The sequence below is a fragment of the Luteimonas sp. TWI382 genome (assembly GCF_039674545.1).
Lineage (GTDB): Bacteria > Pseudomonadota > Gammaproteobacteria > Xanthomonadales > Xanthomonadaceae > Luteimonas.
This window is the reverse complement of sequence record NZ_JBDJNS010000003.1, coordinates 180,532-192,690: the sequence shown is the minus strand read 5'-3', so window position 1 is coordinate 192,690 and position 12,159 is coordinate 180,532. Positions and strand designations below refer to the sequence as shown.

Sequence of the window (12,159 nt, the reverse complement as noted above, 5' to 3'; positions counted from 1 at the left end):
CGCCATGCCGGACCGCACCGCCGGGCGGCCCGGGGTATTTGCGACACGCTCTTTCCGGCGCATTCCCTCTCGAGGACCATCCATCGACACAAGGAGTTTTACGATGAAGCATGTGACCGTACTGGGGTTGACCCTCGCGCTGGGCGCATTGAGCGCCAGCGTCGCGAGCGCCGAGCCCTTGAAGTTCGAAAGGTTGGGCGAGAAGGCCCGGTTCATCCACGGCGACGACCTGGTGACGGGCATCCAGCCCGAGAACGCCGCCGCCGGCCGGCCTCCGACCCTGTTGCAGAAGGCCGCGGGCCTGACCACGATCATGGCCACGCGCGAGGGCGACCAGTACATCGCGACGATGGACCCGCGCGACGTCGCACTGTTCGAGCAGGCGATCGAGGCCCTGGAGGTCCTGGGCCGCACCCCCGCCGCAACGCCCGGGATGCCCCCCTCGCTGCCCCGGACCGACGGCCTGCCGACGGTTTCGCCCAAGGTCGTCATCGGCGCCGACAATCGCGTGCAGGTGACCAACACCACCGTTGCACCGTTCTACAACATCGGCCGCATCGGCATCGGCTGCACCGGCACGCTGATCGGGCCGAAGCATGTGCTCACCGCCGGGCATTGCGTCTCCAACGGGGCGGGCAGTTTCTATTCCAGCCTCAACTTCACTGTGGCGCAGAACGGCAGCTACCAGCCCTGGGGCACGACGTCCTGGAGCCGGGTCATGACGACCGCCGAATACCACAACGGCGGCAACACCAACTACGACTACGCGCTGATCGTGCTCAGCGCGCCTGCGCACGGCGGCTACGCGGCCTGGGGCACCTACGGCGGCGGCACGCACACCATCACCGGCTACCCGGGCGACAAGCCGTTCGGCACGATGTGGCGGCACTCGGGCACGGTCAACACCAGCGGCTCGTTCCGACTCTGCTATACGATCGACACCGCCGGCGGCAACAGCGGCAGCGGCATCTACGACAGCGGCTATGTCGTGCGCGGTGTGCACACGACCGGCTCGTCGAGCCAGAACTGCGGGACACGGATCACTGCCACAGTGCAGAACACGGTGCAGAACTGGATCTCCGCCAACCCCTGACCGGCGCGTTGCCGTTGCAGGCCGACAACCGCCATGGCGTCCCGGGCACGGGCGCCATGACGTTCCTTCCAGACGCCACGGGAGACGCCATGAAATCGATGCTTGCCGCCCTCGCCCTGCCGGTGCTGCTGACCGCCTGCGGCGCCACGCCCCCGTCCACCCAGCGCGCACCGCTGGAAGCGGCGACGATCGCGGGCAGCGCCGAATCGCCCGATCCGGTGCTCGAGCGGGTCCAGGCGCTGGAACGGCGCGGCGTCGTCAAGGACGTCGTAATACAGGAATCGTTCCCGGTGCAGATCCGCCTGCGCGCGCCGCGCGAGGTGATCGACGAACTCGAAGCGATGCCGCGGGTCGGCGTGGCGCGTCCGACCGCGCCGCAGTAACGCACCGGGCGCCTCGCACCGGCTAGTCGGCGCCGGCAGCGGGTGCGCCGATCTCCATCCAGCGCGCGACGATCGCGCGCAGTTCGTCGACGCCGGCCTTGGACTCCGACGAGAACGTCTGCACGCTGACCTGCTCGCCATGCTGGGCCTGCAGTTCGCGGCGCACGGCCTGCAAGGCATTGCCCGCCGCGCCGCGGCCGAGCTTGTCGGCCTTGGTCAGCAGCGCGTGCGCCGGCGTGCCGTTGCGGACCGCGAACTCGATCATCTGCCGGTCGTAGTCCTTGAGCGGGTGGCGGATATCCATGACCACCACCAGGCCGCGCAGCGCCTGGCGCTGGGCGAAGTAGTCGGCGATGAACGCCTGCCAGTGCGCTTGCAGTTCGCGCGGCACCTTGGCGTAGCCGTAACCCGGCAGGTCGACCAGGAACCGGCGCTCGTGCGGCGGCAGCTCGAAATACACCAGCTGCTGGGTGCGGCCCGGGGTCTTGGACACGCGCGCCAGGGCGTTCTGCCGGCACAGTGCATTGAGCGCGCTGGACTTGCCGGCATTGGAGCGACCGGCAAACGCGACCTCGAAGCCGTCGTCGGGCGGAAGCTGGCGCGGAACGTGCGCGGCGAGCAAGTACGCGGCGCGGTTGAAAGGATTGGCCATCGGCATAGCTTGGCACACCGCCCCTGCGGCGTCCGGTCGCGGTTTGACCGCTTCGGGTCCGCCACACATAATTTCAACCCTCGCGAGCCGCATTCCGCCGGCCGCAGCGTCGAGAATTCTCGGAGCCCAGCCATGCGCCACGCTCGCGTCTTTGCTATCGCCGGCCTTGCCGCCCTCGTGGTCGGCGCGGTCGCGTTCGCCCAGTCCACCGTGGCGCCGCTGCCCGATGCCCCCGAGGTGGAGGCCGTCGATCTGGACAGCCATCCCGACGTCAACGCGGTCGCCGCGCTGGCCAAGGCGCGTCCGGGCGATGCGCAGAAGGGCGGCCAGTTGGCCGGCACCTGCGCCGCCTGCCATGGCGTGGACGGCAATGCCGATGCCGCGCCGACGGTCTATCCGCGCATCGCCGGCCAGGGCGAGCGCTACATCGCCCGCCAACTCGCGCTGTTCAAGAGCGGCGAGCGCATGAGCCCGATCATGCAGCCGTTCGCCGCGATGCTCAGCGCGCAGGACATGCGCGACCTGGGCGCGCACTACGCGCTGCAGAAGAGCGGTGCGGGCATCGCCGACGATGCGGTCGTCGAAGGCGGGCCCTACGACGGCATGAAGTTCTACGAGATCGGCCAGACGCTGTTCCGCAGCGGCGACGCCAGGCGCGGCATCCCGGCATGCATGGCCTGCCACGGCCCGGCGGGCAGCGGCAACCCGGGCCCGGCATATCCGCACGTCGGCGGCCAGCAGGCCTGGTACAGCGCCGCGCGCCTGCAGGCCTACCGTGCCGGCGAGACCCACGAGGCCGACCGCCATCTGTTCGACATCATGGCCACGGTCGCCAAGCCGCTGACCGACCAGGAAATCGAGGCACTGGCCAGCTACATGCAGGGCCTGCACCAACGCCCCGACCCGAAGATGCTGGCCGCGATCGAGGCCCAGGCCGCGGCGATGCCGGCACCGGCCACGCCGCCGGCCGAGCAGCCGGTCCCGCCGACCGACGAGACTGCCGACCAGGCCCAACAGGGCGACGGCGCCGCCGATACGGCCCCGGCTGCCGACGCGCCCGCCGAGCCGGCGCCCGCGACCGAGTGAGTGCGCCGCCGGGCGGGGGCCATGCACGGTCCCGCCCGATCCCGTATTGTCCGCAACGCCGGCCGGGCTTCCCGCGCCGGCGTTCGCGTGTCTGCCCCACCCTGTGTCCATCCCCGTGTTCCCGGCCGGCCTGCGCCGCGCCGCTCCAGGAGTCCACGCCGCCATGTCCGTCTCCCGCTCCGTTTCCGCCTGGTGCCGCTGGCTGGCCTGCGCGCTGCTCGCGCTGGCGGCCGCCCTGCCCGCCGCCGCGCAGTCGCCCGCGCCGGTGGAGAACGTCGACTACGCCGTGATCGAGGGCGGCACGCCGTGGCAGCCGCTCGATGGTCACATCGAGGTGGTCGAGGTGTTCTCCTACGGCTGCATCCACTGCTTCCATTTTCAGCCGATGATCGACGCGTGGCTGGCCCGGCAGCCGCGCGATGTGCGCTTCACCTATCTGCCGGCGGTGTTCACCGCGGGCGACCCGTTCGCGCGGGCGTTCTTCGCCGCGCAATCGCTCGGCATCGACAAGCGCGCGCATGCCGCGGTGTTCGACGCCGTCCACAAGACCGGCCAGCTGCCGCGCAGCGGTGCGAGCCTCGATGCGCTGGCGGCGTTCTACGCCGCGCACGGCGCGCCGTCACAGGCCGCGTTCAAGACCGCGATGACCAGCGCACAGACAGACGAGCGACTGAACGCGGCGCAGGCCTTCGCGCGGCGCAGTGGCCTGCAGGGCACGCCGACGCTCATCATCAATGGCCGCTACCGGGTCCAGGCGCGTACCCTCGAGGGCGCGCTGACGATCGCCGACCAGCTCATCGCCCGGGAACGCGTCCGGCCCTGAGCCGACGCGCCGCCGCCACACCGGCGACCGGGCCCCCGTACCGACCGCTCACATCGAGAGACCGTCCATGAAGATCCGCCATTCCCTGCTGGTGCTGCTCGCCCCCGTCCTGATCGCCGCCTGCGGGCAGCAGCCCGACCCGGCCGCCACGCCCGACGCCGCGCCGACCGCGCCGGCCAGCGCCCCCGCAAGCGAGCAGACGCCCGCGCCCGACGCGACCCAGCCGCCGGCCGCCGAGCCGAGCCCCGGGGCAGAGGCCGCCGCACCGGCCCCCAACCACAATCCGGTCGTCGCGCCCGAGGGCCCGGCCCCGGTCGCCGGCACCGACTACGTCGTGATCGACAACGGCCAGCCGTTCGCGCAGACCGCCGGCAAGATCGAGGTCGCCGAAGTGTTCGCGTACTGGTGCGGCCATTGCGCGGCGTTCGAGCCGCTGCTCAACGCCTGGAAGGCCAAGCTGCCCGACGACGTGCATTTCGTCGCCGTGCCGGCGACGTTCGACGATCGCGACCAGTTCCCGCGTGCGTTCTATGCCTCCGAGGCGATGGGCACGCTGGCGCGCACCCACGATGCGACGTTCAACGCCGTCCACATCGAACGCAAGCTGCGTCAGAACGCCGATGCCGACAGCATCGTGGCGTTCTACGGCAGCCTGGGTGTGGACCCGCAGCGCTTCCGCAGCACGATGCAGAGCTTCGCGGTCAATGCGAACCTGGGCCGGGCACGGCAGTTCGCGATGCGCAGTGGCGTCGACGCCACGCCGACGATCATCATCGACGGCAAGTACCGCGTGATCGGCGGCCGCTCGCTCGAGGACGTCCTGCGCATTGCCGATCACCTGATCGCAACGGAGCGTGCCGCACGCTAGGGCCGATGTCGCAGCCCGACCCCACGCCCGCCCCAGTGTCCGAACCCGCACCGCAGCGCCTGCGGCTGCTCAGCGCCAACATCCAGGCCGGTTCGAGTACGCGCCGCTACAGCGACTATGCGACCCGCAGCTGGTCGCACGTGCTGCCGGCCGGCAAGCGCACCGCGCTCGACGCGATCGCGGCGCTGGCCGGCCGTCACGACATCGTCGGCCTGCAGGAGGCCGACCCAGGCAGTTGGCGCTCGGGCTTCACCAACCAGACCCACTACCTCGCCGAGCGCGGCGGCTTCGCGTTCTGGAGCCACCAGCCCAACCGCCGCGTCGGCGCGGTCGCCTCCAGCGCCAACGGGTTGCTGAGCCGGCTCGAGCCGGTCGAGGTCATCAACCACGCCCTGCCCGGCCGGATCGGCGGCCGCGGCTTGCTGCTGAGCCGGTTCGGCGAGGGCACCGAAGGCCTGGTGGTCGCCATCGCGCATCTGTCGCTGGGGGCACAGTCGCGGCGCGCGCAGCTGACCTTCATCTCCGAGGTGCTGCAGGACTATCCCAACGCGGTGCTGATGGGCGACTTCAACTGCACCTGGGACCGCCCGGAGATGGACGTGCTCTACCGCGGCACCGAGCTGCAACCACCGGCCTGCGCCGTGCATACCTTCCCCAGTTGGCGACCGCAGCGCGCGATCGACCACATCCTCGCCACGCGCACACTGCAGTGCACGAACATGCAGGCGTTGCCGGCGGCGTTCTCCGATCACCTGGCGCTGTCGACCGAGCTGGTGGTACCGGCCGACGCGCTGCGCCGCTGAGTCGCGCGCCCTTCTGCGAGCGGCCGCTGCGCGGCGAGCGCGTAGAATGCCGCGATGACCAACACGCCCAACCCCGTCGTCCGCCTCAAGAACGCCTGGCGTTCGAGTCATCCCTGGATCTTTCAGCGCCTGGTCGACAAGCCCGCGCAGCGGCCCAAGCCCGGCAGCATCGTCGAGGTCGTCGGCGTCGACGGCGAATGGATCGGCCGCGGCTTCTACAACGGCCATTCGCGCATCGCCGTGCGCATTCTCGAAACCCATCCCGATGTCCCGGTCGACGCGGGCTGGTTCTCGCGCAAGATCGCCGACGCGGTCGCGCTGCGCCGCGAGGTGCTCGGGCTCGACGCCGTCTCCGACGCCTGGCGCGTGGTGCACAGCGAAGGCGACGGCATCAGCGGCCTGGTCGTCGACCGCTATGGCGACCTGCTGGTGGTCGAGTTCTTCAGCGCCGGCGCGTTCCGCCACCGCGACTGGATCTTCGAGGCGCTGCGCGAGCAGTTCCCCGGCTGCCGGTTCCACAGCTTCGCCGACGAGCATGTGCAGAAGCAGGAGAGCTTCGACTTCCGCGGCAGCACGCCCGCCGAGCCTGCGATCATCACCGAGCACGGCGTGCGCTTCCGCGCCGACCCGGCCGGGGCGCACAAGACCGGCTTCTTCGCCGACCAGCGCGAGAACCGCGAATGGCTCAGCCGCCAGGTCGCGGGCAAGCGCATGCTCGACCTGTGCTGCAACACCGGCGGCTTCGGTGTCTACGCAGCCGTGCGTGGCGCCAGCGAAGTGGTCGGTGTGGACATCGACGAGGACGTGATCGAGATCGCCAAGGGCAATGCCCGCCTCAACGATGTGCGCATCCGCTTCGTGCAGGCCGACATCTTCCCGTGGCTGCGTGATGCGGGGAACGCGGGCGACGCCTACGACGTCGTCGTGCTCGACCCGGCCAAGATGACCCGCGATCGCGACCAGGTGATCCCGGCGCTGAAGAAGTACCTGGACATGAACAAGCTGGCGCTCGGCGTGGTGAAGCCGGGCGGCCTGCTGGCGACGTTCTCGTGCACCGGGCTGGTCAGCGAGGAGCAGTTCCTGGACATGCTGCGCCGCGCGGCGTTCTACGCCGGCCGCACGATCCAGGTGCTCAAGGTCGCCGGCGCCGGCCCCGATCACCCGTTCCTGGCGCACGTGCAGGAATCGCGCTATCTCAAGGCGGTGTTCTGCCGCGTGCTCGACTAGGGTGACGGCGCGGCTGCGGCCCGGCGCACGCCGGGCGCTGTGGGGCGTGGCGGCACTGACGCTCGCCGCGCTCGCGGGCAGCGTCTGGTGGGAGCGTCGGCACAGCGAACCGCCACTGCTCGGTCCGCCACCGGCGGGCCTGCCGGCACGCCTCGAGCTGGCGGCCGGCGACGGGCATCGCGGCGCGGTCGACGACGATCGTGCACAGGCGCGCTTCGACGACCCCTACGGCATCGTGATCGCGGCCGACGGCACGGCGTTCGTCGCCGAGGGCGGCGCATCCAACCGCATCCGGCGGATCGGCGCCGACGGCCGCGTCGACACCCTCGCCGGCGGCGCGGAGGGATTCGCCGACGGCCGCGGCGCGCGGGCGCGCTTCCACACGCCCTCGGGTCTGGCGATCGACGCCGCCGGCACGCTGCTGGTCGCCGACACCGGCAACCACGCGATCCGCGCCGTCGCGCCCGACGGCACGGTGACGACCCTCGCCGGCACCGGCGAGGCCGGTTTTGCCGACGGCCCGGTGAGCCAAGCGCGCTTCCATGCGCCGACCGGCGTTGCAGTCGACACGTCCGGCCGGATCTTCGTGGCCGATGGCTTCAACGACCGCATCCGTGTGATCGAGCACGGCCAGGTGCGCACGCTGGCCGGCGACGGCCGGCCGGGTTTCGCCGATGGCGCCGGGGCGCAGGCGCGCTTCGACACACCGAGCGGAGTCGCCGTCGACGCCGACGGCCGCGTGTGGGTCGCCGATACCGGCAACCACGCGCTGCGGCGCATCGCGCCAGACGGCAGCACGACGACGCCGCTCCTGCAGGGCGACGCGCCCTCGGCGCCGATCTCGGTCGCGATCGATGCCCAGGGCCGGCTCTACCTCGGCGAACTCGCGCGCGGGCGCGTGCTGCAAGTCGCGCCCGATGGGCAGACGCACGTGCTGATCGGCCGCGACATGGACCAGCGCCTGGCGCGACCGGCCGGGCTCGCGTTCGATGCCTGGAGCCGGCTGTGGGTCGCCGACGCGGCCGCGCATCGCGTGCACCGCATCGTGCAGGTGCGCCCGCAACGCGCCAAGCAGAACCTCGCCAATGCCGCCGTCGGTCCGGCACCCGACATCGCGCTGCCCGACACCCGCGGCCGCTGGCCGCTGGCGCCGCAGGACGGCTGGCACGAGGTCGTCGGCACGCTCGGCGAGGTCCGCGGCAACTTCCGCGGCGAGTCGCGCAACCACCTGCATGCGGGGTTCGACGTGCGTGGCGATGTCGGCACCCCGGTGCTGGTGATCGCCGACGCCAAGGTCGCCAGCCCGTTCGCCGCCGCCGGATTCGGCGACCAGGCCGAGCATCTGGTCCTCGACGAGCTGACCTACATGCACATGCGCGTGGGCCGCACGCCGCGCGGCGAGGCGCTCGATCCGCGCTTTCAACTGATCGCGGGCGACGACGGGCGCACCGCGCGCGTGCGCATCCCGCGCGGCACGCGGCTGCGCGCCGGCGATGCGATCGGCACGATCAACGCGCAGGCGCATGTGCACCTCATGGTCGGCCCCCCCGGCTATCAGCGCAATGCGATCGGGCTGCGCTTCCGCAACTTCGTCGACACCGTCGCGCCGCGCATCGATGACCTCGCCCTGCTCGACGCGAGCGACCAGCCGATCGTCGCGCGCGAAGACGGCCGGCTGCGCGTGCCGCGCGCGGGCGGTGGCGTGCAGATCGTCGTCGAGGCCTGGGACCAGGTCGACGGCAACCTGGCGCGCCGGCGCCTGGGCCTGCACGCGCTGGGCTGGCAACTGCTGACGGCCGACGGCACGCCGCTGCCCGGCTTCGAGACCCCGGTGATGACGATCGACTTCGACCGCATGCCGCCGCATCGCGAGGCGGTGCGCGTGGCCTACGCGGCCGACAGCGGCATCACCGTGCACGGCGCCTCACGCACGCGCTTCCGCTATGCGGTCAACAACGTGGTGCGCGACGGCCGCCTCGAACCGGCGCTGTGGGATCCGGCGACGCTGACGGCCGGCGACTATGTGCTGCGCGCAGTGGTGCGCGATGCCAGCGGCAACACCGCCACGCGCGCGCTGCCGCTGCGGCTGCATTGAGGCGCGTGCGGCACCCCGATCAGCGCAGCGCCGGCGCGTCGTCGGTCAACGGATAGCCGGCAAAGGCCTTGACCTCGTCCATCAGGAAGTGCGAGACGATCTTCTCTACGCCGTCGTCGCCGCTGAGCAGCGCGCGGGCGACGTCCTTCCAGTGGTGCACGTCGCGGACGATGACCCGCAGCATGTAGTCGTAGGGACCGGACACGCGACTGGCCTCGACGATCTCCGGCATCGCCAGGATGCGCCGGTCGAACTCGGTGAACCCCTCGAGCGCATGCTGGCGGAAGCTGACCTGCGCCATGACGATCGTCGCCGAGCGGATGCGATCGACCGCGACCTGGGCGCGGTAGCTGCGGATCAGGCCGCGCTGCTCCAGCGCACGCACCCGCGCCAGACACGCGCTGGGCGACAGCGCGACGCGCTCGGCCAGCGCATGGTTGGTGATGCGCGCGTCCTGCTGCAGCACGTCGAGGATTCTCAGGTCGGTGCGGTCGGGCGGACGGATCGTCATGACGGCATGGGCGGGACGATGGGGTGGTGTCGGAACAATGGACGGTACAACGTACCGAATTTTGGTGGTCGGGACGCAGATTCTGCGAAATTGGCCGCCCCATACCGTCGCATATGCGGTGCGGACCCGCACCCTCCCATTTGGATTCAATGACTTGGCCGATGATTGGCGGCCGTGGAATCTGCTGGACGCGGTCGCGCACGTCTTCTAATACTCGAAACGCGTCGCAGCGCGCCGGGAAGGGGACGCCCAGCCGCGCCACGGACGTATCCGTGTCCAGCCACCGCCAAACGGGGATTCCCATGCAGCCGCCTACCGTCTCACGCCTGACCCGCGCCGTTCATCTGGCCTGTCTGTGTACGCCGTTGCTGACGGCCCCGGCCGTGGCCCTGGCACAGGACGCCGCAGCAACCGGACCCTCGACCACCGAGCTCGACACCATCATCGTCACCGCCGGCAAACGCCAGGAGTCGGTGCGCGAGATCGCCGGCTCGGTGTCGGCGGTCACCGGGCAGCAGCTCGAGGATCTCGGCGCACAGTCGCTGGGCGACTACATCCAGCGCACGCCCGGCGTGGTGTTCAACAACTACCAGCCGGGCGTCTCGCATGTGGTCATGCGCGGCATCGCGACCAGCTCGGGCAACGTGCAGGGGCAGACCACGACCGGCTACTTCCTCAACGAAGTGCCGCTGACCGAGCCGGGCTGGACGATCGTCGTCCCCGACATCGACGCCTTCGACATCAATCGCGTCGAAGTGCTGCGCGGACCGCAGGGCACCTTGTTCGGTTCGGCGTCGATGGGCGGGGCGATCAACTACGTCGCCAACCTCGCCGATGCCTCGGGCTTCGACGCCGCCGCCGAACTCACCGCCAGCCAGACCCGCAATGCCGATGTCGGCTTCGGCGCCAAGGCGATGGTCAACCTGCCGATCGCGCAGGACGTGCTCGCGGTGCGCGCCGTCGCGCAGCTGCGCGAGGACCCGGGCTACCTCGACAACATCGGCCTGGGCCGCGACGGCAGCAACGACAGCCGGACCGCCGGCGGCCGACTGTCGGTCACGCTGACGCCATCGCAGGCCACCACACTGAGCTGGTTGAGCCTGTGGCAGAACACCGATGCCGACGACAACAGCTACCGCATCGCCGGGCTCGGCGAGTTCGAGCGCAATACCGCGATTCCCGAGTTCACCGACACGCGGGTCGCGGTGCACAGCCTGCGGCTGGACCAGGACCTGGGCTTTGCGACCCTGACCGCGCTGCTCGCCCAGCAGGACAAGCGCCAGGACTGGCAGTTCGACTACACCCCGATCCGCGGCGCCTACAACGCCGACCTCGGGCTCGATCTCGACACCCCGCTGTACATCGCATCCGGCGGCGAAAGCACCGGACGCAGCCTGGAACTGCGGCTGGCCTCGTCCGGTGCGCAACGGCTCGAGTGGCTGGTGGGGGGCATGGTGTTCCAGACCGACAAGGCCACCTACGAAGCGCTCGGCGCGCAGGGGGCGGCCGGGGCGTTCGACCGCTCGCCGCTGTTCGGACCGGGCAGCGGCGCGGTCATCGCGCCGGACGACGCGATCTTCAACGCGTTCTACAGCCATCTCGACGGCACCGAACTGGCGGTCTTCGGCGAGGGCACGTTCCATTTCAACGACCAGTGGAAAGCCACTCTCGGCGGCCGCTTCTTCCGCACCCGCGTCGAGTCGCGCAGCACCCAGGTCGGGTTCTCCACCTGGCCCGGCGCCCCGGTCGTCACCCGGGCGCGCACCGACGAGGACGGCTTCAATCCGAAGGCCTCGCTGACCTGGACACCGTCGCAGGACCTGATGGTCTACGCGCTGGTGTCGGAAGGTTTCCGCTTCGGCGAACCCAATACAGGGGGCCTGAGCGCCTACCCGATTCCCGCCGGCTCGCGCAGCGACAGCCTGGTCAACTACGAGCTCGGCGCACGCAGCAGCTTCGCCGACGGCCGCTGGCTGGTCGACGCCACGCTGTTCTACGTCGACTGGAAGGACATCCAACTGCGCCAGCAAACGCCCGACTTCTACAACTACGCCAGCAACGGCGGCCAGGCCTACAGCCGCGGCGTCGAACTGGCGACCACCTGGCGACCGGTCGCCGGCTTCGACTGGCAGTTGGCCGCGACCTGGCAACAGGCCCGACTGGACGAGGACCTGGAGATCCTCTGGGCCGGCACCGCGCCGGCAGGTGCGCAGCTGCCAGGCTCGGCCGACTGGACCGTCAGCAACGTGCTCAATTACCAGTTCGACGCACGCTTCGCGCCGACGCTGACGCTCGCCCACCAGTACGTCGGCAGCGGCATCAGCGACCTGGCATCGGCCGTGCCCGGTGCGGTCCGTCACACCCAGGGCAACTACAACACCGTCGACCTGCGCTATCGCATGACCTTCGGCAGCACCGACCTGACCCTGTTCGGCAGCAACCTGGGCGACGTGCGCGGCATCACCCGCAGCGTGTCCGAGGTCAACGGCATCGGCCAGGGCCTGGTGCGGCCGCGCACGTTCGGCGTGACGGTGCACTGGCGCTACTGATCCGACGCGGCTGCGCCGCGTCGCAATTCTTCATGCCGGCCCAACCCGGGCACGGCGCGACAGGAGATG

At 70.8% G+C, this 12,159-nt stretch carries 10 protein-coding genes and 1 pseudogene; 9 read left to right on the top strand and 2 right to left on the bottom strand.

The window, feature by feature from the left end:
* Window positions 1–103: 103 nt before the first annotated feature.
* Window positions 104–1,093 carry a trypsin-like serine protease gene (locus ABE505_RS03550; RefSeq protein ID WP_346441906.1) on the top strand — a complete coding sequence of 330 codons (990 nt, stop codon included), beginning with the start codon at window positions 104–106 and terminating at the stop codon, window positions 1,091–1,093.
* Window positions 1,094–1,182: 89 nt separating this feature from the next.
* Entirely contained in the window at window positions 1,183–1,476 is a 294-nt protein-coding gene (locus tag ABE505_RS03545) for a hypothetical protein (RefSeq protein ID WP_346441907.1), read from the top strand.
* Window positions 1,477–1,498: 22 nt separating this feature from the next.
* On the opposite strand, the gene yihA is transcribed toward ABE505_RS03545, so the two are convergent.
* On the bottom strand, window positions 1,499–2,128 hold the full coding sequence (gene yihA, locus ABE505_RS03540) for a ribosome biogenesis GTP-binding protein YihA/YsxC (RefSeq protein ID WP_346441908.1): 630 nt from the start codon (window positions 2,126–2,128) through the stop codon (window positions 1,499–1,501).
* A 132-nt stretch (window positions 2,129–2,260) separates the two neighbouring features.
* Between yihA and ABE505_RS03535 the strand changes: the two are divergent.
* The 6 genes and pseudogenes from ABE505_RS03535 to ABE505_RS03510 form a co-directional block, all read left to right on the top strand.
* Window positions 2,261–3,031 (top strand): annotated as a pseudogene (locus ABE505_RS03535) (cytochrome c4); the annotation flags it as partial.
* Between the two features lie 346 nt (window positions 3,032–3,377).
* Window positions 3,378–4,037, top strand: coding sequence for a thiol:disulfide interchange protein DsbA/DsbL (locus ABE505_RS03530; RefSeq protein ID WP_346441909.1), 660 nt, complete (start codon window positions 3,378–3,380; stop codon window positions 4,035–4,037).
* A gap of 67 nt (window positions 4,038–4,104) precedes the next feature.
* Window positions 4,105–4,905 carry a thiol:disulfide interchange protein DsbA/DsbL gene (locus tag ABE505_RS03525; protein WP_346441910.1) on the top strand — a complete coding sequence of 267 codons (801 nt, stop codon included), beginning with the start codon at window positions 4,105–4,107 and terminating at the stop codon, window positions 4,903–4,905.
* Window positions 4,906–4,910: 5 nt separating this feature from the next.
* Window positions 4,911–5,708, top strand: coding sequence for an endonuclease/exonuclease/phosphatase family protein (locus tag ABE505_RS03520; RefSeq protein WP_346441911.1), 798 nt, complete (start codon window positions 4,911–4,913; stop codon window positions 5,706–5,708).
* A gap of 54 nt (window positions 5,709–5,762) precedes the next feature.
* Window positions 5,763–6,935 (top strand): class I SAM-dependent rRNA methyltransferase, encoded by a 1,173-nt coding sequence (locus ABE505_RS03515; protein WP_346441912.1) that lies wholly within the window; start codon window positions 5,763–5,765, stop codon window positions 6,933–6,935.
* A 1-nt stretch (window position 6,936) separates the two neighbouring features.
* Window positions 6,937–9,030 carry an SMP-30/gluconolactonase/LRE family protein gene (locus tag ABE505_RS03510; RefSeq protein WP_346441913.1) on the top strand — a complete coding sequence of 698 codons (2,094 nt, stop codon included), beginning with the start codon at window positions 6,937–6,939 and terminating at the stop codon, window positions 9,028–9,030.
* 19 nt (window positions 9,031–9,049) lie between these two features.
* Here ABE505_RS03510 and ABE505_RS03505 read toward each other — a convergent pair whose 3' ends face one another.
* Entirely contained in the window at window positions 9,050–9,541 is a 492-nt protein-coding gene (locus ABE505_RS03505; protein ID WP_346441914.1) for an Lrp/AsnC family transcriptional regulator, read from the bottom strand.
* 302 nt (window positions 9,542–9,843) lie between these two features.
* Here ABE505_RS03505 and ABE505_RS03500 point away from each other — a divergent pair, with 302 nt between their 5' ends.
* Window positions 9,844–12,090 carry a TonB-dependent receptor gene (locus ABE505_RS03500; protein ID WP_346441915.1) on the top strand — a complete coding sequence of 749 codons (2,247 nt, stop codon included), beginning with the start codon at window positions 9,844–9,846 and terminating at the stop codon, window positions 12,088–12,090.
* The last annotated feature ends 69 nt before the right edge of the window (window positions 12,091–12,159 follow it).